The sequence below is a fragment of the Streptomyces durocortorensis genome, from assembly GCF_016901035.1.
Lineage (GTDB): Bacteria > Actinomycetota > Actinomycetes > Streptomycetales > Streptomycetaceae > Streptomyces > Streptomyces durocortorensis.
This window is the reverse complement of record NZ_JAFEUF010000056.1, coordinates 1-23910: the sequence shown is the minus strand read 5'-3', so window position 1 is coordinate 23910 and position 23910 is coordinate 1. Positions and strand designations below refer to the sequence as shown.

The window sequence follows — 23910 nt, the reverse complement described above, 5'->3', positions numbered from 1 at the left end:
ATTAGTCCTCCCCCAGGATCTGCGGCACCTTGAAACGCTGCTGCTCCTGGGCCGGGGCGCCGGAGAGCGCCTGCGCGGGGGTGAGCGACGGACGGACCTCGTCCGCGCGCATGACGTTGGTCAGCGGCAGCGGGTGGGAGGTCGGCGGTACGTCTTGGTCGGCGACCTCGGAGACGCGGGCGACCGCGCCGATGATGTCGTCGAGCTGACCGGCGAAGTGATCGAGCTCTTCGCCCTTCAGCTCCAGACGCGCCAGCCGGGCGAGGTGGGCGACCTCCTCGCGCGTGATGCCAGGCATGCAGCGATCCTCAGGGGTTGGTGTGTGGTTTTGAGCCCAATCCTATGGGGTCTCCCGGGGGCGGGTGCCCCGGCCCGATCGGGCTACGCCTCTGCCTGGTCCGGTCCCCGGGATCGTCAGGGGGTGTCGGTCTCCGCCGCGCTGTTCACCGCACCGTTCACCGCGCTGTTCACCGCGCCGTTGAGCGACCCGTTCATCGAGCCGGTCGCCGAGGAGGTCGCCGATGCCGCCGCGGCCGCCGCCTGCGCCTTCAGCTCCGCGGGCCGCCGCCAGCCGTGCTCTCCGCGCGCCCGCAGCCAGGCCGTGGTCTCCTGCGGCGGCATCGCGGCGGCCACCAGCCAGCCCTGCACCGCGTCGCACCGCAGATCCCGCAGCCGCTCCCAGGTCGTGTCGTCCTCGACGCCCTCGGCGACGACGACCAGGCCGAGCGAGTGGGCCAGGTCGATGGTGCAGCGGACGATCTCCGCGTCCTCGTGGTCGACGGCCAGCCGGGCCACGAAGGAGCGGTCGATCTTCAGCTCGCTGACCGGGAGCCGGCGCAGGTGGACCAGGGAGGAGTAGCCGGTGCCGAAGTCGTCCAGCGACATCTTCACGCCGTGCGCGGTGAGCCCGGCCAGGGTGTCGGCGGCGCGCTGCGGGTCCTCCAGCAGCACATGCTCGGTGATCTCCAGTTGGAGCGCTCCCGCGGGCACGCCGTGGCGGGCGAGGCGGGCGGCGACGCCCCCCGCGAAGCCGGGGGTGTGCACGTCGCGCGGGGAGACGTTGACCGCCACGGGCACGAACAGGCCCTGCGCCCGCCAGCGGGCGACCTGGGCGAGCGCCGTCTCCAGCACGTACTCCGTGAGGTGCGGCATCAGACCGGAGGACTCGGCGATGGCGATGAACTCGTCCGGGGGAACCCGGCCGCGCTCCGGGTGCACCCAGCGCACCAGCGCCTCCAGGCCCGCGACCTGCCCGTCGAAGCGGACCTTGGGCTGGTAGTGCAGCTCGACCTCGCCCGCGTCCAGCGCCCGGCGCAGATCGCCGAGGAGCCCGAGCCGGTCGGGGGTGTTGCTGTCCCGCTTGGACTCGTAGACCTCCACGCCCGTGCGGTCCCGCTTGGCCTGGTACATCGCGACGTCCGCCCGGCGCAGCAGGCCCTCGGCGTCCAGGGCGTGGTCGGGGTAGACCGCGACCCCGGCGCTGGCCTCCAGGACGAGGGTCAGCCCGTCGAGGTCGAGCGGCGAGGACAGCTCCGCGACCAGATGGCGGGCGACCTGCTGGGCGCTGGTGGTGGAGTCGGTGTGCGGCAGGAGGACGGCGAACTCGTCGCCGCCGAGCCGGGCCGCCTCCGCGCCGCGCGGCAGGGCGAGGCGCAGGCGTTCCGCTATCTGCAGCAGCAGCCGGTCGCCTGCCAGGTGGCCGAGGGTGTCGTTGACCGCGCGGAAGCGGTCCAGGTCGATGAGGACGAGCGCGGAGCGGGTGCCGATGGACTCCGCGTCCTCCAGCGCCGACCAGGTCCGCTCCAGCAGCCACTGGCGGTTGGGCAGCCCGGTCAGCGGGTCGCGCAGCTGCTCCTCGGCGCGGGCCCGGGCGATCCAGAGCGTGGAGTCCAGGGCGATCAGCGGCACCGCGAAGAGCGGCAGCAGGATGGGCATGGACATCGCGACGGCGCAGATCAGCGGGGCGAGCCCGAGGAGCGCGACGGCGACGAGCCCCTGCCGCAGCATCGCGGTCCGGGCGATGGTGGGCAGCCCGCCGTTGTGCGGGGCCTGCGCGTACCACAGCAGGACCCGGGTGACGAGCAGGTACGTCGATGCGGTCAGGAGCAGTTCCGGGACGGCCGCGATGCCCCAGTCGAGTGGCTGCCAGGGTTCCTCGACGGTGGGCACCTCGCCGAAGGCGGCCAGCACGAGCGCCGCCGCTCCGATGCCCAGCATGTCGACGCCGCCGTGCAGCAGCCCCTGCCACCAGCGGTGACGGCGGGCGGTCCCGACGAGCACGACGACGGCGAGGCTGACCAGGACGGCGGGCAGCCAGCCGTACAGCAGGAGCACGGCGAGGGTGAGGGCGGCGCCGGAGCCGGTGCCACCCCACCACCGGTCGCGGCCGAGCGCCACCAGATGGCCGACGATGATCCCGGTGAGCACGGCCAGCGACCAGCCCACGGCCCCGTCCGGGAAGAGCGCGTTGCCCTGCTGGACGGTCCGGTAGGACCCGACCGCCAGCAGTAACGCGGCGATCCCCACGACGGCGGCGCCCACCGGCGGCGTGAGGCCGACGAAACCCTGCAGCCGTGACACCGGGGCGGTGCTCTCGGTCGGTTTCATTCCGTCCCTCTCACAGCCGGCGGTGCCGATGACCCTCGGTGGCGCCCGCTTCCGCCCCCCCACGGCCCGGTCGAGGGGCCGTGCACGGCGGGCGCACCTCTCAACAGTAGGCCGCGAAAGGCTTCGAGGGGCAGCGCTCTACAGCTCTTGCCCGAATGCGAACCGACGACCCGTCACCATCTGCTATTGGCCCGAACGGGTGGTGCGGCAGGGCCATTCGGGGAGCGGCCGACCCTTCTTCACCCCTCTGCCCCGTTTCTTCCCCCGGACGAAGCGCGCCACGCCGGGGCAGCGTCTCGAAGGCGTCTCGATCCGGGGAACGGGGGGCGAACGGCGCCCCGGAGGGCGGTCACTCCCCGTCTACGACGCGCTGTCCTCCGCGGCGGCCTCGGGCTCGGCTTCCGGGACGGACAGGGCGGCTTCCCGGGCGCGTTCGGGTCCGTCTTCGAGCAGGATCGCGAATCCGTCCTCGTCGAGCACGGGCACCTTCAGCTGCATCGCCTTGTCGTACTTCGAGCCGGGGTTGTCGCCGACGACCACGAACGCGGTCTTCTTGGACACCGATCCGGTGACCTTGGCGCCGAGCGCCTGGAGTGCTTCCTTGGCGCCGTCGCGGGTGTGGGCGGCGAGGGTGCCGGTGACGACGACGGTGAGTCCTTCGAGGGGGCGGGGGCCCTCGTCCTCGTCGGAGCCCTCGTCCGCCATCCGCACCCCGGCCTCGCGCCACTTGCGCAGGATCTCGCGGTGCCAGTCCTCGGCGAACCACTGCTTGACCGAGGCGGCGATGGTCGGCCCGACGCCGTCCGCGGCGGCCAGCTCCTCCTCGGTCGCCTCGTCGATGCGGTCGACGGAACGGAACTGGCGGGCCAGCTCCTGGGCGGCGACCGGGCCCACGTGCCGGATGGAGAGCCCGGTGAGGATCCGGGCGAGGGGCGCCTCCTTGGCGGCGGCGATGCCCTCGAGCATGGCCACGGCGTTCTTCTTCGGCTCGCCCTGCTGGTTGGCGAAGACCGTCGCGATCTTCTCCTCGCCGGTCTTGGGGTCGCGCTTGGGCAGCCCGCTGTCCTGGTCCAGGACGTACGCCCGGATCGGCAGCAGCTGCTCGATGGTGAGCGAGAACAGATCGCTCTCGTCCCTGAGGACGGGCTCGGCGGGCTCCAGCGGGCGGGTCAGGGCGGCGGCGGCCACATAGCCGAAGTGGTCGATGTCCAGGCACTTGCGCCCGGCGAGGTAGAAGACTCTTTCGCGCAACTGGGCGGGGCAGGTGCGGGCGTTGGGGCAGCGGAGGTCGATGTCGCCCTCCTTCATCGGGCGCAGCTCCGTCGCGCACTCGGGGCAGTGGGTCGGCATCTCGAAGGCCTTCTCGGTGCCGTCGCGCAGATCGACGACGGGGCCGAGGATCTCCGGGATGACGTCGCCCGCCTTGCGCAGGACCACGGTGTCCCCGATGAGGACGCCCTTGGCCTTGACCACGTTCTGGTTGTGGAGGGTGGCGAACTCGACCTCGGAACCGGCCACTTCGACCGGCTCGACCTGGGCGTACGGGGTGACGCGGCCGGTGCGGCCGACGCCGACGCGGATGTTGACCAGCTTGGTGTTGACCTCTTCGGGGGCGTACTTCCAGGCGATGGCCCAGCGGGGGGCGCGCGAGGTGGAGCCCAGGCGGCCCTGGAGCGGGATCTCGTCGAGCTTGACGACGACGCCGTCGATCTCGTGCTCCACGGAGTGCCGGTGCTCGCCGAAGTACGCGATGAACTCCCGTACGCCGGCGAGGGAGTCGACGACCTTGTTGTGCTGGGCGGTGGGCAGGCCCCAGCCCTTGAGGAGGTCGTAGGCCCCGGAGAGCCGGTCGATGCTCAGGCCCTCGTGGGCGCCGATGCCGTGCACCACCATGTGCAGGGGGCGGGTGGCGGTGACCTTGGGGTCCTTCTGGCGCAGCGATCCGGCGGCCGCGTTGCGCGGGTTGGCGAAGGGCTTGTCGTCGGCGGCGACCAGCCGGGCGTTCAGCTCCTCGAAGCCCTCCATGGGGAAGAAGACCTCGCCGCGGATCTCGACGAGCGCCGGGATGTCCTCGCCCTTCAGGCGGTGCGGGATCTCGGCGATCGTGCGGACGTTGGGGGTGATGTCCTCGCCGGTGCGGCCGTCGCCGCGGGTGGCCGCCCGGGTGAGGCGGCCGTGCTCGTAGGTGAGGTTGACGGCGAGGCCGTCGACCTTCAGCTCGCACAGGAAGTGGTGGTCGGGGGTGCCGGTCTCCTTGGCGACGCGGTCGGCCCAGGCGGCCAGCTCCTCGTCGTCGAAGGCGTTGTCCAGGGAGAGCATCCGCTCGCGGTGCTCCACGGAGGTGAACTCCGTGATGTACGGCCCGGCGACCTTCTGGGTCGGGGAGTCCGGGGTGCGCAGGGCCGGGTGCTCCTCCTCCAGGGCCTCCAGGGAGCGCAGCAGCCGGTCGAACTCGGCGTCGCTGACGACCGGCTGGTCCTTCACGTAATACCGGAAGCGGTGCTCCTCGATCTGCTCGGCCAGCAGCGCGTGTTCCTCCCGCGCGTCCGCCGGGACCGAACTCTCCTGCTCCACCCGCTGTTCGCCCGCCATCGTCCCGTCCTCCTGTGTACCCGTCGTCCCCGTCACTCAGGGTTGTCCGCGAGCGACCTCGCCGCCCGGGCGCTGTGGGCGAGCGCGGTACGGGCGTACGCGGGCGACGCGCCCGCGAGGCCGCACGACGGGGTGATCGTGACGGACTCGGCGAGCGTCCCCGGATGCAACCCCAGCCTGCTCCACAGCGTCCTGACTCCCATGACGCTACCGCCCGGGTCCGACAATGCCCCCGTTGCCGCGTCCGTGGAGGGCACCACGCCCAGGAACAGCTGGGTGCCGCCTTCGACCGCTTCCCCGATCGCCTCCTCCTCACGCTCCGTGAGCAACGAGAAGTCGAGCGAGATGCCGTCGGCCCCGGCCCGGCGCAGCAGCGCGAAAGGCACCTCGGGGGCGCAGGAGTGGACGAGCGTCGTCCCGTCCTCGCCGACCGCCGCGAGGACGTCGCGCAGGGTCGCCTCGACGACCTGGCGGTCGACGGCGCGGTAGGTGCGGTAGCCGCTGGCGGAGCGGATCCGGCCCAGCAGGACGGCGGTCAGGGAGGGTTCGTCGAGCTGGAGGACGACCTCGGCCCCGGGCATCCGGCGGCGGACCTCCGCGAGGTGGGCGCGGAGCCCTTCGGCCAGGGATCCGGCGAGGTCCCGGCAGGCCCCGGGGTCGGCCAGCATGGCTTCGCCGCCGCGCAGTTCGAGGGCGGCGGCGAGCGTCCAGGGGCCGACGGCCTGGACCTTGAGCAGGCCCTCGTACCCCTGGGTGAACTCCTCCAGGGCGTCCAGGTCCTCCCCCAGCCAGGAGCGGGCCCGGCGGGTGTCGCGGCCGGGCCGGTCGCTGATCCGCCAGCCGCTCGGCTCGACGTGCCCGTACATCTCGACGAGCAGGCCGACGCTCCGGCCGATCATGTCGGCGCCGGGCCCGCGCGCGGGCAGTTCGGCCAGGTACGGCATGCCCTGGCCGTCGGCGAAGGAGCCGGTGACGGTCTTCGCCGCCTCCCTCGCGTCTCCCCCGGGCATCGACCCGATGCCGGTCGCCGGACACCCGCTGAACTTGCTCTTCTCGCTCACCCGGGAAGCCTACGGTCCGGGGCTCGCCCGGCGCGCACGCGGGGCGTCAGCGGCCGGGGCGGACCGTGAGGTCGTTGACTTCGGCGTCGCGCGGCAGGTCGATGGCCATGAGGATCGTGGTGGCCACCGACTCGGGGTCGATCCAGCGCTCCGCGTCGTACTCCTTGCCCTCCTGCTGGTGCACCTTGGCCTGCATGGGGCTGGCGGTGCGGCCCGGGTAGACGGAGGTGACGCGGACCCCGTTGCCGTGTTCCTCGTGGCGCAGCGAGTCGGCGAGCGCCTTGAGGCCGTGCTTGCTCGCGGCGTACGCGCTCCACCCGGCGTGGGCGTTGAGCCCGGCCCCGGAGTTCACGAACAGGACGTGGCCCTGGGCGACGCGGAGCTGCGGAAGCAGGAGGCGGGTGATCTCGGCGGGGGCGACCAGGTTGGCGTTGAGCTGGAAGTGCCAGGCCTTGGGGGTGAGCTCCCCGACCTCACCGAGCTCGACGACGCCCGCGATGTGCAGCAGCGTGTCGACCCGCTCGGGCATGGACTGCTGGCCGAACGCCCAGGAGAGCCGGTCGGGATTGCCGAGGTCGCCGACGAGGGTGCGCGCGCCCGGGTAGCGGTCGGCGAACTCCTTGGCGCGGCCGGCGTCGCGGGCGAGCAGGACGAGGTCGTCGCCGCGCTCCTGGAGCCGGCGGGCGACAGCCGCGCCGATGCCGGAACCGGCGCCGGTGATGAGATGGGTAGCCATGGGGCGATCCTAGATCCGGGGCTCTTTCCGAGGTCCGGCGGTCTCCTCCGGGTGGCCGAGGCCGGTACCGGATCCGGGCCGCTCGCGGGTGGGCGAGCGGCGGTCCCGGATCCGGGCCGCTCACTGAAGTCCCGCGGTCTCCTCCAGGTAGGCCAGCGCGCCGACGCCGTCCTTGGCGAAGAAGACGAGGTCGGTCAGGGGCAGGGGCAGGAAGCCCTCGTCCTCCATGCGCTGGAACTGCTGGCGCAGCCCGTCGTAGAAGCCCGCCGTGTTGAGCAGGACGACCGGCTTGGTGTGCTTGCCGTGCTTCTTCAGCTCCAGGATCTCGGTGGCCTCGTCCAGCGTCCCCGTCCCGCCGACCATGATGACGACGGCGTCGGCCTTCTCCAGGAGCAGCGCCTTGCGCTCGGCGAGATCGCGGGCGATGACCATCTCGTCGGCGTTGGCGCGCGCCTTCGCGGCGAGGAAGTCGACCGATACGCCCACGAGCCGCCCGCCCGCCGCCTGCACGCCGTCCGCGACGACCTTCATCAGCCCGCTCTCCGATCCGCCCCAGACCAGCGTGTGCCCGCCCCGGCCGAGCAGCTCGGCGAACTCGCGGGCGGGCACGGTGTAGCGGTCGTCGAGGTCGGCGGCGGAGAGGAAGACGCAGATGTTCATGGGGCAACGGTACGACCCGCCTCGGACACTCCCCGCCGGGGGAAGTTCCGGGGGAGGTTCGGCGTACGGGGAAGAAGACGGCCCCGTACGCCGCTGAAACAGGCATGACTGCCACCCGAGGACACCGCATCACCGTCGAGCAGGGCACCGAGCACGTCCGGGCCGTGCACGACGGCCAGGTGCTGGCCGAGAGCCGCCGCCCGCTCGTGCTCCGTGAGACCGGCTGTCCGGTCCGTTACTACCTGCCGCCCGAGGACGTCCGCGCCGACCTGCTCGCCCCGTCGGACACCTCCACCCACTGCCCGTTCAAGGGGGACGCCTCCTACTGGTCGCTGCCCGGGGCCGCCGATCTCGTCTGGGCCTACCCGGACCCGAAGCCCGAAGTCGCCGCGATCAAGGACCACTTCTGCTTCTACGCCACGGAGACGGTGGCGGACTGATCCTCGATCCGCTCGTCCGGGAACTTTTTTTCCGGGCGAGCGATGAGTTTCCCGGCCCGTCCCGGTCTCCTCTCCCATGGACAGGATTCTCTCCGCCGACGGCACGCCGATCGCCTACCGCCGCCAGGGCGCAGGGCCTCCGCTGGTGCTGGTCGGCGGGGCGCTGGGCGTGGCGGCGACCGACGCGGCGCTGGCCGCTCTGCTCGCACCGCGTTTCACGGTGATCACCTACGACCGGCGGGGCCGGGGCGCCAGCGGTGACACCGGGCGCTGGGCCGTGGCGCGGGAGGTCGAGGACCTGGCCGCCGTCGTCGGTGCGGCCGGGGCGGGCGCTTCCGTGTTCGGGATGTCGTCCGGCGGGGCGCTGGCCCTGGAGGCGGCCGCCGCCGGGCTCCCGGTGGAGCTGCTCGCCGTGTACGAGCCGCCCTACACGCCGGGGACGTCCGGGCTGCGGTCCAAGGCCCGCTGCACGGACCGGCTGCGGGAGCTGCTGGCGGCCGGGGACCGGGGCGGGGCGGTGGAGTTGTTCCTGTCCATGACGGGCGTCGCCGGGGAGACGGCCGCCCGGATGCGGCGGGCCCCGGCGTGGGCCGACCTGGAGGCGGTGGCGCACACGCTGGCGTACGACGACGCGCTGCTGGGCGACGGGGCGATCCCCGCCGAGCGGTTCTCGGCCGTCGCCGCCCGGACCCTGGTGATCTGCGGCGGCTTCAGCAGCGCCCCGGCACGGGCGGCGACCCGGACCCTGGCCGAGGCCCTGCCGCGCGGCCGGCACCGCACGCTGACGGGCCAGGTGCGCGAGGTGGCGCCGCAGGTGCTCGCGCCGGTGCTGACGGACTTCTTCGCGCGGGACGTGTACGCGTACGGGCGGGCGTCCTAGCGGTCCGTACGTGTACGCGTACCGAAGGGCGTTCTGGCGTCCGTGCATGTACGCGTACCGACGAAGGTCGTCTGGCGGTCCGTACGTGTACGCGTACCGGCAGGCGTCGTGAGGCGGGTCTCGCGCACGGTCCGGGCGGTGGCCGAGGGCCCGGCGCCCGCCCCGGACACCTTGACCCGGCAACCCGTCAGCTCTTCGTACGGTCGAACGGCGACACGGCGATCAGGCGGGCGAAGCTCTCGGGGCGGCCCCGTTCTCCGATCATTTCGCCGTCCGCCTCGACCCAGGCGTGCGCGGCGAAGGGCGGTGCAGCCCGGACGCCGACACACCAGGTGGGCCAGACGCCCTGAAGGCGGCAGAGCAGGGTGATGGAGACCGAGCGCGGCAGGCAGGAGCGCAGACCGTTGAGGCTGAGGCTGGCGGCGAGGACGGAGCCGCGGGCGGCATGGACCTGCGCGCTGCTCGCGGGCGCGGCACCCCGGCTGAGCCGGGTGAGCACGCGGGTCAGCAGGTGGGGTTTGAGCAGGGCCAGCGGCCGGGCCGCGCAGATGGCCAGCCGGGTGAGCAGCCGCAGCCGCAGGGGCCGTCCGGTGCGGTCGCGGTCCAGGGCGACGTCGATGCTCACTCCTGGACCACCCCGGCGGAACGCATGGCCTCGATCAGGGCCCGGACGTCGTCGGCCGCGCGCGCCTCGTCCACGTCGAACTGCTCGGTGACGCTGCGGACGGCGTCAGCGGCGTCGCCGCCGTCCAGCAGGGCCTGGGCGGCGGTGGCGGCGCTGGGGTTCATCTGCCAGTACTGGCCGGTCTTGGTGTCCAGCAGGACCGCACCGTATTCGGTCCGGGTGACGGTGAGATACGTGCGGTTGCGCAGCTTCATCGCATTCCTTTCTTCCGGCCGGGCACGTCAGGCGACTGCGCGCAGCCATGCTTCGCAGATGATGGTGGAGTCCACGGCGCCGTCCTTGAAGGCGGGCGTGCCGGGTGTCCCGGTCAGCCGGGAAAGGGATTCGGCGTCGACGAGTCCGGCCTTGGCCAGGGTGCTGTCCTCCCACAGCGACCGGATCTCGTCGCGGTGCCGGTAGAGGCCGGCGACCGCGTCGACGGTGCCTTCGAACTTGGTGACCCGGACCCGGCACTCCTCGGGGAGGACGCCGCGTACCGCCTCCTTGAGGACGGGTTTGAACTGCCAGGGGTCGGCCCGGTCCTCGGGGCGCACGGACAGGGCGGCGTCGACGACCGCGTCGTCGAAGTACGGCATCGTGACGGGGACGCCGGCCCGGCGCCCGGCCTCGGCGATCGCCGCGCACTCCTGGGTGCCGGTGTAGAGGGCGGACAGCTCCCGGTGGCGGCCCAGGGTCGGCGCGTACGGTTCGGCCCGCTCAGCGGCCTCGCGCAGCCCGGCGGTGACCAGTTCGCGGCACTCGGCGGTGAGCCAGGGCTGGACCACCGGCGGGATGACCCAGGCGAGCTGCGGGGTGCAGAAGCCGAGGTCGCCGGGGGTGTTCACGTCTGTGCCGGCTACCGCCCGGCGGTAGGAGCGCCGGTCCGCGAGCTGGCGCAGCACGGGGCGCCAGCGCCATCCGTAGAGTGTGCGGTAGCCGCGGATCCGCTGCCAGGCGAGCAGCGGGCGGCGGGCGATCAGGTCGTGGCAGTAGGCGCCGGTCTGGAAGAAGAGGTGGTCGCCGCCGTGTCCGGTCATGTGCAGCCGGGAGCCGCGCCGCGCCATCAGGGAGATCACCGCGGTGGCCCGGTCCCGGCTCATGGCGACGCCTGCGGGAATGTCGGTGCGGCAGCCGTCGTCGAGGATGCCCCGGTAGAACAGCGGTGTCTGCTCCGCCGTCAGCTCCACGTGCTCGACGTGCGGCCAGTGCGCGGCGGCAAGACGGGCGTAGTGGGCGTCGTCGCTGATCGTCTCGTCGCCGGGGATGCCGCCGACGATCAGTTCGCCCGCGCCGAGCTGTCCGGCGGCGAAGGAGCAGAGCGTCGTGGAGTCCAGTCCGCCGGACAGGTCCGCGCTCAGGAGGCCGTCCCGCTCGGTCCGTACGGCGACGGCGGCGGCCAGCGCCTCGCGTACGGCCGCCGCGCCGTCGGCCGCCGGGCGCACCGGCGCGGGCGGGGTGTGCCAACGGACGTGCCGGGGAGCGGCGCGCCCGGCGGGAACGATCAGGCCGGCGCCGGGCGGCACGTCGGTGACAGCGCGCCACATGGAGCGTGGCGGGAGCTGGGCGGCCAGGGGTTCGGGAAGCCGCATCGCCAGGGCGGTGAGGTCGATCTCGGCGCCGACGAGGTCGGCCAGCGCGACAGCACGGTCGCCGGCGACGGGGCAGCCGTCGACGACGGTGTGGTGCACGCGCCGCATGCCGTAGGCCGTGCCCTGTACGTAGAGGACGCCACTGACGCTGCCGACCACGTGGAAGCTGCCGGGGAACGCCGCGGACAGGTCCTTGAGCCCTTCGGTGCCGCCTCGCAGCTTCCCGGTCCGGCGGGCGAGTTCGTCCGTCCGTTTCGGCAGCATGCCGATCAGCGCGACGGCGTCCGTGCCGGTCCGGGCGACGGCGATGTCCTCGTCCGCCCATCGGCCGATGATCCAGGGGCGGCCCGACGGGTGGTACAACACCCTCAGGCCCAGAGCCTCCGGCTGGAGGCGACGCGCCACGGCGCCCGCGTCCTCGCGGTCAGGAAGCGCAAAGAAGTGCGGTACGCCGCGGCTCGTCATCAGGGGTTCCCTCGGGTATCCGTCAGAACCAGCCGCGGCCGGTGCCGTCGTTGCCGATGACGGCCACGAAGCCGGTGACGTCGTGGAAGAAACCGGCGGAAACGAACTCCGGCGTCTCGTAAGCCTTCTTCACCATGGTTCAGTCCTCTCTCTCAGGGCGGCCGGGCGACCGCCGGGCACCATGCTCGCGGCCCCGCCGGGACGGCCGGGAGGGCGTTGGCCCCTTGGTGCCAGAGGGGGAAAGCGCTTGGCAGCAAACGGCACACCTCGCATGATCGGCCGGGGCGGGACTGCCCTGTCGCGCGCCGCCGTGTCCGGTTCGGGGAACGCCTGAGGGCGGCACCCCTGTGAAAGGGGTACCGCCCTCGGCGCGCGCTGGGCAGCGAAAGGCGCCGCCCCCGGCTCAGCCGCCCGCCGCCACCCGCTCGCGGCGCACGGTCGTCGCGATGGTGGCCGAGCCGACCACGCGCGTGCCGTCGTAGAGGACGACCGCCTGGCCGGGGGCCACGCCCCGGACCGGCTCGGTGAAGGTGACGTTCAGCTCGGAGCCGTCCACCAGCTCGGCGGTGACCTCGGTCTCGCCGCCGTGGGCGCGGAGCTGGGCGGTGTACGTACCCGGGCCGGCCGGGGGCGTACCGCACCAGCGGGGCTTGATGGCGGTCAGCGAGGTCACGTCGAGGGCCTCGACGGGGCCGACGGTGACGGTGTTGTTCACCGGGGAGATGTCCAGCACGTAGCGCGGCTTGCCGTCGGGGGCCGGGTGGCCGATCTTCAGGCCCTTGCGCTGGCCGATGGTGAAGCCGAACGCGCCCTCGTGGGTGCCCAGCTTCGTACCCGACTCGTCGAGGATGTCGCCCTCGGCCGGGCCGCCGAGGCGGTTCGCCAGGAAGCCCTGGGTGTCGCCGTCGGCGATGAAGCAGATGTCGTGGCTGTCGGGCTTCTTGGCGACGGCCAGGCCACGGCGCTCGGCCTCGGCGCGGATCTCGTCCTTGGTGGTGAGGGTGTCGCCGAGCGGGAACATGGCGTGGGCGAGCTGCTTCTCGTCCAGGACGCCGAGCACATAGCTCTGGTCCTTGGCCATGTCGGACGCGCGGTGCAGCTCGCGGCTGCCGTCCTCGGTGAGCACGACCGTGGCGTAGTGGCCGGTGCAGACGGCGTCGAAGCCGAGGGCGAGGGCCTTGTCGAGCAGCGCGGCGAACTTGATCTTCTCGTTGCAGCGCAGGCAGGGGTTGGGGGTGCGCCCGGCCTCGTACTCCGCGACGAAGTCCTCCACCACGTCCTCGCGGAAGCGTTCCGCCAGGTCCCAGACGTAGAACGGGATACCGATGACGTCGGCCGCGCGGCGGGCGTCCCGGGAGTCCTCGATGGTGCAACAGCCGCGCGCCCCGGTCCGGAAGGACTGGGGGTTCGCGGACAGGGCGAGGTGGACACCGGTCACGTCGTGGCCCGCCTCGGCGGCGCGGGCGGCGGCGACGGCGGAGTCCACTCCGCCCGACATCGCGGCGAGGACACGCAGGGGGCGCTGGGAAGTCTGAGTCATAGCTCCTCCAGGGTACGGGTCGCCGGGAACCGAACGCTCGCGGATAAGCGTTGACGATCACATGGGGAACAACGGGAGCGGCGGGGCGTCGCGCAAGCCATCGGGTTCGTCGTCGCGGAAGAAGCCCGCCGACGGCGTCAGCCGGCGCGCACTGCTGATCGGCGGCGGCGTCGTGGCGGCCGCCGGCACCGCCGCCGTGCTCGCGCGCGACCAGGTCAAGCGGCTGTGGTGGCAGGTCCCCGGCGTCGAGAAGCCACGGAAGCCGGGCGAGCTGGACTACGCGGGGGCGACCTGGGTCGCGGCCTCGGAGGCGAACTGGCGGCGTGCGGACCGGCCCGACGACTTCCCCGTCGACCGGGTGATCATCCATGTCACCCAGGGCAGCTTCGACAGCGCGGTGAAGGTGTTCCAGGACCCCGCCCACCAGGCCGCGACGCACTACATCGTGGGGCAGGACGGGCGGGTGGTGCAGATGATCCGCGAGCTGGACGTGGCGTACCAGGCGGGCAACCGCTCCTACAACGAGCGCGCGGTCGGCATCGAGCACGAGGGCTTCGTGGACCGGCCGAAGGACCTCACGAAGGCGATGTACGCGTCGTCGGCGCGGCTCACGGCGTCCATCTGCGCGCGGCACGGCATACCCATCGACCGGGAGCACATCATCGGGCATGTGGAGGTGCCGGGCACCGACCACACCGACCCGGGTCCGCACTGGGACTGGGACCGGTACCTGGAGCTGGTGCGGCGGGCCGCGACGGCGCCGCCCTCCCCTACCCCCACGTCCTCGGCTTCCGCTTCCGCGAAGGCCTCGGGGTGACGGCTCTCAGCTGAGCCCGGCCGTCCTCGCCCGTTCCACCGCGGGGCCGATCGCCTCGGCGAGCGCCTTCACGTCGTCCTCGGTCGAGGTGTGGCCGAGCGAGAAGCGCAGGGTGCCCCGGGCCAGGTCCGGATCGGTCCCCGTCGCCAGGAGTACGTGGCTGGGCTGGGCGATCCCGGCGGTGCAGGCGGAGCCGGTGGAGCACTCGATGCCCTGGGCGTCCAGCAGCAGGAGAAGGGAGTCGCCCTCGCAGCCGGGGAAGCTGAAGTGGGCGTTGGCGGGGAGGCGTCCGGCCGGGTCCGGGTCGCCGCCGAGCACGGCGTCCGGCACGGCCAGGCGCACGGCGGTCACCAGCTCGTCGCGCAGGGCGCCCACGCGCCGGGCGAACTCCTCGCGCCGCTCGGCCGCCAGCCGTCCGGCGACCGCGAAGGAGGCGACGGCGGGCACGTCCAGGGTGCCGGAGCGTACGTGCCGCTCCTGGCCGCCGCCGTGCAGGACGGGCACGGGGGTGTGGTCGCGGCCCAGCAGCAGCGCGCCGATGCCGAACGGGCCGCCGATCTTGTGCCCGCTGACCGTCATCGCGGCCAGTCCGGAGCGAGCGAAGTCGACCTCCAGCTGACCGTAGGCCTGGACCGCGTCGGCATGCATGGGGATCCCGAACTCGGCGGCCACCGCTGCCAGTTCACGTACCGGCATGATCGTGCCGATCTCGTTGTTGGCCCACATCACGGTGATCATCGCGACGTCGTCGGGGTTCCGGAGGATCGCCTCGCGGAGGTCGTCCGGGTGGACCCGGCCGTGGCGGTCGACAGGGAGGTAGTCGACGTTCGCGCCCTCGTGCTCGGCGAGCCAGTCGACGGCGTCCAGGACGGCGTGGTGTTCGACGGGGCCGGCGAGGACCCTGGTGCGGCGGGGGTCGGCGTCGCGGCGGGACCAGTAGAGGCCCTTGACGGCGAGGTTGTCGGCCTCCGTGCCGCCGGAGGTGAACACCACCTCGCTGGGGCGGGCGCCGAGGGAGTCGGCGAGGGCTTCTCTGGACTCCTCGACGGTGCGGCGGGCCCGGCGTCCGGCGGCGTGCAGCGAGGAGGCGTTGCCGGTGACGGAGAGCTGGGCGGTCATCGCCCCGATCGCTTCGGGGAGCATCGGGGTGGTCGCGGCGTGGTCGAGGTAAGCCATGGTGGGGCCGATTCTACGAGCCCGGGGTGGGGCGCATGCCGGGCGCGTCATGGCCCGGTCCCCGCGCACACCCGCGTGGGGTGCGGCGGACCGGCTCGGAGGCCGGTCGGGGCCCCGGTCCGGAGCCCGATCCGGAACGGGGAGAGCGGCTCGCGGGGCCGCGTCGGGGCGTACGTCAGCCGCCGATGCTCCAGCTCACCGTGCCGTTGACGGTGACCAGGGCGGCGAACACGGCGAGGTCGGCGACGCCCAGGGCGAGGCCGAGGTGGGCGCGTCCCCGGCGGCGGGTGCGGCGGGCCAGGGCCAGCAGGGCCATCACGATGGCGGTGGGCCCGAGCAGGATGTTGAAGACCAGCAGCCCGACGAGGCCGAGGACGAACGAGGCGACGGCGAGACCGTCCGCCTCGCGGCCCACGGCACGGGAGACCTCGGCGTCCGTACCGGCGGGGACCTTGTCCGTGCCGGCGGTGCCCGTGTCCGTACGAGCGGCGCCCGCGTCTGTGCCGGCGGTGCCCGTGTCCGTACGAGCGTCCGTGGTGGCCTTCTCCGCGGCGGGAGCGGGAGCGGGGGCGGCGGCTGCGGGACCGGCCGCCTCGGCGCCCGTACCGGCGTCGGCGGGGGTGTCGGTCGTACGGCGGGCGAAGTCGGTGAGGGTCATGGTGCGAGCTCCTTCGGATCGGTCCGGGAGACGGCAGGCTCGGCGGGTGCGGGTGCGGGTGAGGCGAGTCGCTACGTACGGCGGGTCAGCGGGTGCGGCGCGACGTGCGCTCGCGTACGGCGAAGATCAGCAGCCAGCAGCCGATCACGGTCGCGGCCACCAGGCTCAGCGGCAGCGGGAGGTGGGCGACCGCCCCGAGGACGATTCCCAGCAGGAGCAGCGCGGCGACGAGGACGAGCACGACGGAACCTCTCTGTGCGACGACGAAGGCCGTTCGGAGTACGAGTGTTCACTGACTTGGAAGTCTAAACCCCGCAGCCCTTCCTCGACTCGGAGAACGGTTGTTTACTGAATGGCATGAGTCACACCGCCACCGGAATCCGCCAGACCCAGAAGCTCCGAACACGCCAGGCCCTCCTGGACGCGGCGCTCGTCCTGCTGGAGCACCAGAGTCTGAGCAGCCTGGGACTGCGGGAGGTCACCCGGGCCGCCGGGGTCACCCCGACGGCCTTCTACCGGCACTTCGAGGACACCGCCGCGCTCGGCGTCGCCCTGGTCGAGGAGACCCTGGGCAGCCTGCACGGGCTGATCGGCGCGGTGCTCGCGGAGACGGGCGACAGCGAGGAGCGACTGGACCGCAGCGTGGAGGTGATAGCACGTCATGTCGGCGCGCAGCCCGCCCACTTCCGGTTCATCGCCCGGGAGCAGCACGGCGGGGTGGGCCCGGTGCGCGAAGCGATCGCGGCCCAACTGCGGCGGTTCGCCGAGGAGGTGGCGTGCGCGCTCGGCCAGGAGCCGGGCTCCGCCGACTGGAGCGAGGAGGATCTGCTGATGCTCGGCGGGCTGTACGTGGACCACATGGTGATCACCACGTCGACCCTGCTGGAGGCCGGGCCGGAGGGTGAGGCGGAGGTCGTCCGGGTGGCGAGGCGGCGCCTGCGGCTGGTCACCATCGGCCGGGCGCACTGGCTGGACGAGGGGTGAGCGGACGCCGCCGCCGTCCCGGAGGGCCGGGTCAGCCGCCGTCCGCGTACAGCTCGACGACCTCGGCGGCCACCTCCGCCAGCAGGGTGCGGGCCTCGGGCGGGTCGAGGACCTCCACCGTCGGCCCGAACGCGAGGAGCGACCGCGCCCAGCCGGCCTCCGACACGGCCAGCTCCGCCCCCCCCCACCCCCCCGCCCCCCCCCCCGGCCGGGGCGCGTCCGGCTGCGGCTCCCCGGTCAGCACGCCCGCGTTCAGCCGCCGGAACAGCTCCAGGCGGGGGCGGTGCACCCGGACCCGCAGACGTACCGCCGAGGGGCGCTGCTCCACCCCGGCGCGCAGCGTCTCCCACACCTGCGCCAACTCCGCCCCGGCGCGCCGCCGTACGGGGTCGCCGGTGGCCTCCGCCGTGCGGATCCGGTCGGCGCGGAAGAGGCGGGGGTCGCCGTCGAGGTCCGCGACCAGGTACCAGACACCGGCCTTCACGACGAGGCCGTACGGGTCGACGGTGTAGTCGCGCGGGGCGTCCGCGCCGCTGTGCCGGTAGCGCAGGCGCAGCCGCACGTCCGCGAGGACGGCCTCGTGGAGTTCGGCGACGTCGACGGCCGCCCGGGGGCCGATCGTCCAGCGGGCCGGGTCGACGAGGATGCGGCGGCTGGTCTCCTCGGCGGCCGGGCGGTGCGGGGCGGGCAGGGCGGCCATGACCTTGCGCAGGGCGGAGCCGAGCGCGGCGTCCAGGCCCAGCGCGGCGTGCGCGTCGTCGGCGGTGAACACGAACAGGGCGCGCGCCTCGTCGGCGGTGAGGCCGGTGACGTCGGTGCGGAAACCGGGGAGCAGGGCGATGCCGCCGTACCGGCCGCGTTCGGCGTAGACGGGCACGCCGGCGGCGGAGAGCGCCTCGACGTCCCGGTAGATGGTGCGTACGGAGACGTGGAGGCGCTCGGCCAGCTCGGTGGCGGGGACCGTGCCCCGGGTCTGGAGCAGCAGGAGGACGGAGAGCAGCCGGTCGGATTTCACCGGTCCATGATGACCGCAGGCCCCGGACGCAGGCCCCGGACGCAGGCCCGGGGCGGGGGCCCCGGGCGCTGTCGCGGCTACTTGCCGCGCGGGGCCTTGGCGAGCTGGCGGGACTGGGCGACCAGGCGGTCGGCGCTGTCCCAGACCTCGGCGTCCTCCTCCAGGAAGCCGCCCGCGAGGTTGCGGGTGGTGATGGCGACGCGCAGCGGGCCCGGGGCGGGGCGGCAGCGGATGTGGGTGGTCAGCTCGACGGTGGGGGTCCAGCCGGTCAGGCCCAGCTCGAACGAGGTCGGCGGCAGGGCGTCCACGGTGAGCAGCAGCGACAGCGGGTCCGGGTCGCGGCCGTCGGCGAGGCCGAACCAGCCGCGCATCTCTCCCTTGCCGGACGGGGCGCCGATCGCCCAGCCGACGGTCGCGGGGTCGAGCTTGATGTCGAGGCGGTCGGTGATGGCGGAGCTGCCCGGGATCCTCGGCGCGCCGTCGCTCGGGCCGAGGCAGTGGTCCCGGTCGGGCATGGCGGGCGGCAGGGCCGACGTGCGGACGTCGTCGGGGAGGGTGTCCAGGTCGCCGTAGGTGGCCAGGACCCGGATGCGCTCGATCTCGCTGCCGTCCTCGGCGTACTGGAAGAGGGAGGCCTGACCCGTGGAGAGGGTACGGCCGGTGCGGACGACCTGGGTGCGTACGACGGCGGGGCCGGGCTCGGACGCGGTGAGGTAGTGCGCGGAGACGGAGAACGGGTCGGGGTGCGGCAGGGCCTCTCCCAGGGCCCGGCCCAGCAGGGCCAGCAGATAGCCGCCGTTGACGGCGTGGATGATCGTCCAGCCCGCGGAGAGCTCCGCGTCGTAGACGCCCTCCTCGCGCCGGGTGACCGCCGTGTCCCGGTCGAACTCGCTGTCGCCGATGGTCGCCCCGGCGGTCCGAGCCGCTCCGGTCACTGCCTCAGTCGCTGCCTGTGCCATGGCATGCACCGTACACCGATTGCATTACTGAGCGGTAGCTTTTTCGTCGGCCGAGAAGGGCTCGGCGTCAGGTCGCCGCCGAACCCTCCTCGGCCCGCGCCGACGAGCGGTTGTACGCGCGCGGCGCCCGCCAGTGGAAGCGCAGCGCCAGCAGGCGCAGGACGAACGCGGCGATCACCGCCAGGCCGCTGGTCAGCGCGTTGAGGGTGTCGAAGCGGATGCACAGGACCACCATGGTCGCGCCGACGATCGCGGGCACCGCGTACAGGTCGCGGTCCCAGCGCAGCAGCGAGGGCACCTCGTTGGCCAGCACGTCCCGCAGCACACCGCCGCCGACCGCGGTGGCCAGGCCGAGCGCGGCGGACGCGGTGAGCCCGAGGCCGTACTCGTACGCCTTGACCGTGCCGGTCACACAGAACAGCCCGAGCCCCGCCGCGTCGAAGACGTTGACGCCGACCTGGATGCGCTCCACGTGCGGGTGGAGGAAGAAGACCAGGACGGCGGCGAACAGCGGGGTGATGAAGTAGCCGAGGTCGGTGAAGGCCGCGGGCGGGACCGCGCCGATCATGACGTCGCGGAACAGCCCCCCGCCCAGCGCTGTCACCTCCGCGAGAACCGCGATGCCGAAGACATCGAAGTTCTTGCGGACGGCGAGCAGGGCGCCCGAGATCGCGAAGACGAAGATCCCGACGAGGTCGAGCGCATGCTGGACGGAGGGCGTGAACAGTTCGGTGAGCACCGGGCAATTGTGCCGGTGCTCAGGCCTTGGGGCTGTCCTCCGCCCGGTCGGCCTTCGCCGCGTCGGCGGTCTTCGCCGCGTCGGCCTGAGCCGGCACGGTCGCGGGCTCCTCCTTGCCCGGAGCCTCCTCCTTCTCCGGAGCGGCGGCCTCGGGCTCGGCGGCGGTCTCGCCCTCCGAGACCTCCTCCGCCTCGGCCGCCACGGTCTCCGTCCCCGTGACCGCCTCGATCCCGGTGGCCAGGGTCTGCTTCACCGTCCCGGCCTCGATCTCGGCCGTGAAGTGGCAGGCCACCTTGTGGCCGTCGCCGGTGTCCAGCAGCGGCGGGCGCTCCGTGGCGCACTTGGTCTCCTGCACCCACGGGCAGCGGGTGTGGAAACGGCAGCCGGCCGGCGGGTTCGCCGGGGAGGGCAGGTCGCCGTGGAGCAGGATGCGCTCGCGCCGGTCCTCGACCTCGGGGTCGGGCACCGGGACCGCCGACATCAGCGCCTTGGTGTACGGGTGCCGGGGCCCCGCGTACAGCGCGTCGCTCGGGGCCTCCTCGACGAGCCCGCCGAGGTACATCACCCCGATGACGTCCGAGATGTGCCGGACGACCGCGAGGTCGTGCGCGATCACCAGGTAGGTCAGGCCGAGGGACTCCTGGAGCTCCTCCAGCAGGTTGATGACCTGCGCCTGGACCGAGACGTCGAGCGCGGAGACCGGCTCGTCGCAGATGATCACGTCCGGCTCCAGGACCAGCGCGCGGGCGATGCCGATGCGCTGGCGCTGACCGCCGGAGAACTCGTGCGGGTAGCGGGACATCGCGTTGGACGGCAGGCCGACCTTGGCGAGGATGTCCTTGATCTTCTCCCGGCGCTCCGCCTGGTCCTTGCCGATGCCGTGGGCGGCCATGCCCTCGGACAGGATCGACTCGATGTTCTGCCGGGGGTTGAGGCTGCCCAGCGGGTCCTGGAAGACCATCTGGAGGCGGCGGCGGAAGGCCCGCATCTCCTCGCCCGGCAGCTTCGCCAGGTCGGTGCCGTCGAAGACGACCCCGCCGTCGGTGATGTCGTTCAGCCGCAGGACCGCCCGGCCGAGCGTCGTCTTGCCGCAGCCCGACTCGCCGACCAGGCCGTACGTCTGACCGGCCTCGATGGACAGCGAGACGCCGTCGACCGCGTAGACGTGGCCCACCGTACGGTCGAAGAAGAGGCCCTTCTTGACCGGGAAGTGGACTTTGACGTCGTCCAGTTCGAGCAGGCTCATGCCGGGACCTCCGCAGTGGGCAGGACCGGGTTGACGCAGCGCACCTGGTGTCCGGCCGCGCGTGGTTCGGTCAGTTCGGGGGTGCCGGTGAGGCACTCCATCGTGTAGTGGTCGCACCGGGGTGCGAACGCGCAGCCGTCGGCCCAGGCGATCTTGTCGTTGATGGACCCGCGGATCGGGTTGAGCGGCTCGCCGCGCGGTGCGTCCAGCCGCGGGATGGAGCCGAGCAGCCCGTGCGCGTACGGGTGGGTGGGGTGGGCGAACAGCTCGCGGCGGCCAGCCGATTCCACCGCCCGTCCGGCGTAGAGGACGTTGACCTCGTCGCAGAGGCCGGCGACGACGCCGAGGTCGTGCGTGATCATCAGCAGGGCGGTGCCCTCCTCGTCGACCAGCTCCTTCAGGAGCTCCAGGATCTGCGCCTGGATGGTCACATCGAGTGCCGTCGTCGGCTCGTCGGCGATCAGCAGGCGGGGCGCGCAGGCGACCGCCATGGCGATCAGCGCCCGCTGGCGCATACCGCCGGAGAGCTGGTGCGGGTACTCCTTGAGCCGCCGGTCCGGGTCGGGGATGCCGACCCGGTCGAGCAGCGAGGCCGCTTCCTTACGGGCCTTCTCGCCCTTCAGCCCGCGGTGGCGCTGGAGGATCTCGGTGACCTGGATCCCGATGGGGACGACCGGGTTCAGCGAGGAGAGCGGGTCCTGGAAGATCATGGCGAGCTGGCTGCCGCGCAGGTCGCGAAGCTTGCGCTCGTTCATGGTCAGCAGGTTCTGGCCGTCGAACTCGGCACGGCCGCCGATCCGCGCGGCCTTGCGGGGCAGCAGGCCCATCAGGGCGAGCGAGGTGACGGACTTGCCGCAGCCGGACTCGCCGACCAGGCCCACGACCTGGCCCTGGTCGACCTCGAAGGAGACGCCGTCCACGGCCGTGGCGTCCTTGCGGCCGCGGGCGGTGAAGGTGACGCTGAGTTCCTCAACGGAGAGCAGTGACATGGGACTTCAGCCTCGCAACTTCGGGTCGAGGGCTTCGCGCATGGCCTCGCCGAGCAGGGTGAAGCCGAGGGCGGTGATGATGATCCCGATGGCCGGGTAGGCGGCCATCATCGGCTCGTTGTCGAAGAAGCGCTGCGCCTGGGAGAGCATCACGCCCCACTCGGGAACGGCCGGGTCGGGGTTGCCGAGGCCCAGGTAGGACAGGGCCGCGGCCTCGATGATCGCGGTGGCCAGGCTCAGCGTCGCCTGGACGATGACGGGGCTCAGCGAGTTGGGCAGGATCTGCGTCAGCACGATCCGCTTGCGCCGGATGCCGACCGACTTCGCGGCGAGCACGTAGTCCGCGCCGCCCTGCACCAGCATCGAACCGCGCAGCAGGCGGGCGAAGATGGGGATCTGGACGACACCCACGGCGATCATCACGGTGGTCAGCGACTGTCCGAGCACCGCGGCGATGGAGACGGCCAGCAGCAGGGACGGCAGCGACAGCATGATGTCGGTGAAGCGCATGATCACGGTGTCGACGCGCTGCCCGGCCTTGCCGCCGAGGGTGGCGGCGGCTCCCGAGAGCACACCGACCAGCGCGCCGACGATCAGGCCGATGAGCATGGAGACCACACCGACGAGCAGCGTCTGCCGGGCGCCGACGAGCCAGCGGGAGAACATGTCGCGGCCCAGGTGGTCCAGGCCGAACCAGTTCTCGCCGCGCATGCCGACGAACTTGCCCTGGTTGGGGAAGACTTCGCTGCGCCAGTTCTGCGCGGTGGCGCCGTGCGGGGCCACCATCGGCCCGACGACGGCGATGAGGACGAACGCGCCGATGATGACCGCGCCGATGATCGCCATCTTGCTGGAGCGCATCCGGCGGAACGCCTCGCGCCACAGGCTGGTGCCCGTGACGGCCTCCGAGCTCTGCGTCAGCTCGGCGAGACGGTCGATCTTGTCTGCTTTGTTGGTCAGGATCGTCACGTCAGTGCACCCGCACTCTGGGGTCGATGATGCTGTACGCGAGGTCGACCAACAGGTTGATCAGCACGTACACCATCGCGATGAAGAGGATGAACCCGACGAGGACCGGGTAGTCGCGGCCGTCGATCGCGGTACGGATGAAGGAGCCGAGGCCGCCGAAGTCGAAGACGGACTCGGTGAGCACCGCGCCGGAGAGCAGGCTGCCGGTCAGCAGGCCGACCGCGGTGATCACCGGCAGCAGCGCGTTGCGCAGCACGTGGCGTCCGCGCACGGTCCTCTTGTCGAGGCCCTTGGACTCGGCGGTGCGGATGTAGTCCTCGCCGAGCACCTCCAGGACGCTGGCGCGGGTCATCCGGACGATGACGGCGAGGGGGATCGAGGACAGTGCGACGGCGGGCAGGATCAAGTGCATGATCGCGTTCCAGCTCGCGTCGAACTCACCGGTCAACAGGCCGTCCAGGACGGCGAATCCGGTGACGTCGGTGGCGTTGATGCCGGAGTCCAGCCGCCCCTGGCTCGGGAACCACTGCAGCTGTACGGAGAAGATCCCGCGCAGCAGCACGGCCAGGAAGAAGACCGGGATGCAGATGCCGAGCAGCGATCCGGAGACGGAGGCGACGTCCAGCCAGCCGCCGCGGTGCTTGGCCGCGAGGTAGCCCATCGGGATACCGATGACGACGGCGATGAGGATCGCCGCGAGGCTCAGCTCCACGGTGGCCGGGAAGGCGCGGGTGAACTCGTCCCACACCGGCTGGCCGGTCTGGGTGGAGGTTCCCAGGTCGAGCTCGAAGATGCGCTTGAGGAAGCGCCAGTACTGGACGTGCACCGGCTCGTCGAGCCCGAGTGCGCGGTTGATTCTCGCCACTTCGGCTTCGGTGGCCCGCTCGCCCAGGATCGCTGTGGCGGGTCCGCCGGGCAGTCGGTTCAGCCAGAGGAACAGCAGGACCGACAGGCCGAGCAGGGTGGGAATGAGCTGGAGAAGTCTTCTTACGACGAGTCGCAGCACCCCGCATGCCCCTTTCTCACGTGCGTCGAAGCGGGGGGGGGGGGCGCGCCCCGCGGGGGGGGGGGGGGGGGGGCGCCCCGGCGGGGGGGGGGGAAAATAAGCAACAGGCAGCGAGAAT

At 72.7% G+C, this 23910-nt stretch carries 24 protein-coding genes; 4 read left to right on the top strand and 20 right to left on the bottom strand.

What is annotated here, in order from left to right:
* Position 1 precedes the first annotated feature (1 nt).
* From gatC to JS521_RS13870, 6 genes are all read right to left on the bottom strand, one after another.
* Positions 2 to 298 (bottom strand): Asp-tRNA(Asn)/Glu-tRNA(Gln) amidotransferase subunit GatC, encoded by a 297-nt coding sequence (gatC, locus tag JS521_RS13895; RefSeq protein WP_003966094.1) that lies wholly within the window; start codon positions 296 to 298, stop codon positions 2 to 4.
* A 116-nt stretch (positions 299 to 414) separates the two neighbouring features.
* Positions 415 to 2607: a putative bifunctional diguanylate cyclase/phosphodiesterase gene (locus JS521_RS13890; RefSeq protein WP_205083241.1), complete on the bottom strand. Its 2193-nt coding sequence runs from the start codon at positions 2605 to 2607 to the stop codon at positions 415 to 417.
* 360 nt (positions 2608 to 2967) lie between these two features.
* A complete protein-coding gene (ligA, locus tag JS521_RS13885; protein ID WP_205083239.1) occupies positions 2968 to 5199 on the bottom strand; it encodes an NAD-dependent DNA ligase LigA in 2232 nt (743 codons plus the stop codon).
* 32 nt (positions 5200 to 5231) lie between these two features.
* Positions 5232 to 6260, bottom strand: coding sequence for a methionine synthase (locus JS521_RS13880; protein WP_205083238.1), 1029 nt, complete (start codon positions 6258 to 6260; stop codon positions 5232 to 5234).
* A 46-nt stretch (positions 6261 to 6306) separates the two neighbouring features.
* Positions 6307 to 6996, bottom strand: a complete 690-nt coding sequence (locus JS521_RS13875; protein WP_205083236.1) for an SDR family oxidoreductase — start codon at positions 6994 to 6996, stop codon at positions 6307 to 6309.
* Between the two features lie 120 nt (positions 6997 to 7116).
* A complete protein-coding gene (locus tag JS521_RS13870) occupies positions 7117 to 7656 on the bottom strand; it encodes an LOG family protein (protein WP_205083235.1) in 540 nt (179 codons plus the stop codon).
* Between the two features lie 104 nt (positions 7657 to 7760).
* On the opposite strand from JS521_RS13870, the gene JS521_RS13865 reads away from it, so the two are divergent.
* Complete coding sequence (locus tag JS521_RS13865; RefSeq protein ID WP_205083233.1) at positions 7761 to 8096, top strand: DUF427 domain-containing protein; 336 nt, start codon at positions 7761 to 7763, stop codon at positions 8094 to 8096.
* 76 nt (positions 8097 to 8172) lie between these two features.
* The gene (locus JS521_RS13860) at positions 8173 to 8976 is read left to right on the top strand and encodes an alpha/beta fold hydrolase (protein ID WP_205083231.1); all 804 of its coding nucleotides are present in this window, start codon (positions 8173 to 8175) and stop codon (positions 8974 to 8976) included.
* A gap of 187 nt (positions 8977 to 9163) precedes the next feature.
* Here the strand turns inward: JS521_RS13860 and JS521_RS13855 are convergent, their stop codons facing one another.
* The 4 genes from JS521_RS13855 to mnmA all read right to left on the bottom strand — a co-directional run bounded on the left by JS521_RS13855 (position 9164) and on the right by mnmA (position 13234).
* Positions 9164 to 9601, bottom strand: coding sequence for a lasso peptide biosynthesis B2 protein (locus tag JS521_RS13855; RefSeq protein WP_205083229.1), 438 nt, complete (start codon positions 9599 to 9601; stop codon positions 9164 to 9166).
* Positions 9598 to 9855: a lasso peptide biosynthesis PqqD family chaperone gene (locus tag JS521_RS13850; RefSeq protein ID WP_205083228.1), complete on the bottom strand. Its 258-nt coding sequence runs from the start codon at positions 9853 to 9855 to the stop codon at positions 9598 to 9600. The genes JS521_RS13855 and JS521_RS13850 overlap by 4 nt, the downstream gene beginning before the upstream one ends.
* Positions 9856 to 9882: 27 nt before the next feature.
* Positions 9883 to 11694: an asparagine synthase-related protein gene (locus JS521_RS13845; RefSeq protein WP_205083226.1), complete on the bottom strand. Its 1812-nt coding sequence runs from the start codon at positions 11692 to 11694 to the stop codon at positions 9883 to 9885.
* A gap of 403 nt (positions 11695 to 12097) precedes the next feature.
* Positions 12098 to 13234 carry a tRNA 2-thiouridine(34) synthase MnmA gene (gene mnmA / locus JS521_RS13840; protein WP_205083225.1) on the bottom strand — a complete coding sequence of 379 codons (1137 nt, stop codon included), beginning with the start codon at positions 13232 to 13234 and terminating at the stop codon, positions 12098 to 12100.
* A 61-nt stretch (positions 13235 to 13295) separates the two neighbouring features.
* Here mnmA and JS521_RS13835 point away from each other — a divergent pair, with 61 nt between their 5' ends.
* Positions 13296 to 14051 (top strand): N-acetylmuramoyl-L-alanine amidase, encoded by a 756-nt coding sequence (locus JS521_RS13835; protein ID WP_205083224.1) that lies wholly within the window; start codon positions 13296 to 13298, stop codon positions 14049 to 14051.
* A gap of 6 nt (positions 14052 to 14057) precedes the next feature.
* On the opposite strand, the gene JS521_RS13830 is transcribed toward JS521_RS13835, so the two are convergent.
* The 3 genes from JS521_RS13830 to JS521_RS13820 form a co-directional block, all read right to left on the bottom strand.
* Positions 14058 to 15227 (bottom strand): cysteine desulfurase family protein, encoded by a 1170-nt coding sequence (locus JS521_RS13830; protein WP_205083223.1) that lies wholly within the window; start codon positions 15225 to 15227, stop codon positions 14058 to 14060.
* Positions 15228 to 15402: 175 nt separating this feature from the next.
* Complete coding sequence (locus tag JS521_RS13825; protein WP_205083222.1) at positions 15403 to 15885, bottom strand: hypothetical protein; 483 nt, start codon at positions 15883 to 15885, stop codon at positions 15403 to 15405.
* A gap of 85 nt (positions 15886 to 15970) precedes the next feature.
* The gene (locus JS521_RS13820; protein WP_205083221.1) at positions 15971 to 16126 is read right to left on the bottom strand and encodes a hypothetical protein; all 156 of its coding nucleotides are present in this window, start codon (positions 16124 to 16126) and stop codon (positions 15971 to 15973) included.
* Between the two features lie 116 nt (positions 16127 to 16242).
* Between JS521_RS13820 and JS521_RS13815 the strand changes: the two genes are divergently transcribed.
* The gene (locus JS521_RS13815) at positions 16243 to 16869 is read left to right on the top strand and encodes a TetR family transcriptional regulator (protein ID WP_205083220.1); all 627 of its coding nucleotides are present in this window, start codon (positions 16243 to 16245) and stop codon (positions 16867 to 16869) included.
* Between the two features lie 31 nt (positions 16870 to 16900).
* Here JS521_RS13815 and JS521_RS13810 read toward each other — a convergent pair whose 3' ends face one another.
* The 7 genes from JS521_RS13810 to JS521_RS13780 form a co-directional block, all read right to left on the bottom strand.
* On the bottom strand, positions 16901 to 17884 hold the full coding sequence (locus JS521_RS13810) for a helix-turn-helix transcriptional regulator (protein ID WP_205083219.1): 984 nt from the start codon (positions 17882 to 17884) through the stop codon (positions 16901 to 16903).
* A 77-nt stretch (positions 17885 to 17961) separates the two neighbouring features.
* Positions 17962 to 18843, bottom strand: a complete 882-nt coding sequence (locus tag JS521_RS13805) for a thioesterase family protein (protein ID WP_205083218.1) — start codon at positions 18841 to 18843, stop codon at positions 17962 to 17964.
* Between the two features lie 67 nt (positions 18844 to 18910).
* The gene (locus JS521_RS13800) at positions 18911 to 19582 is read right to left on the bottom strand and encodes a trimeric intracellular cation channel family protein (RefSeq protein WP_205083216.1); all 672 of its coding nucleotides are present in this window, start codon (positions 19580 to 19582) and stop codon (positions 18911 to 18913) included.
* A 19-nt stretch (positions 19583 to 19601) separates the two neighbouring features.
* Positions 19602 to 20828: an ABC transporter ATP-binding protein gene (locus JS521_RS13795; protein WP_205083215.1), complete on the bottom strand. Its 1227-nt coding sequence runs from the start codon at positions 20826 to 20828 to the stop codon at positions 19602 to 19604.
* Positions 20825 to 21817 (bottom strand): ABC transporter ATP-binding protein, encoded by a 993-nt coding sequence (locus JS521_RS13790; RefSeq protein WP_205083213.1) that lies wholly within the window; start codon positions 21815 to 21817, stop codon positions 20825 to 20827. The genes JS521_RS13795 and JS521_RS13790 overlap by 4 nt, the downstream gene beginning before the upstream one ends.
* A gap of 6 nt (positions 21818 to 21823) precedes the next feature.
* Complete coding sequence (locus JS521_RS13785) at positions 21824 to 22786, bottom strand: ABC transporter permease (protein ID WP_205083212.1); 963 nt, start codon at positions 22784 to 22786, stop codon at positions 21824 to 21826.
* 1 nt (position 22787) lies between these two features.
* Complete coding sequence (locus tag JS521_RS13780) at positions 22788 to 23792, bottom strand: ABC transporter permease (RefSeq protein WP_205083210.1); 1005 nt, start codon at positions 23790 to 23792, stop codon at positions 22788 to 22790.
* Between the last annotated feature and the right edge of the window lie 118 nt (positions 23793 to 23910).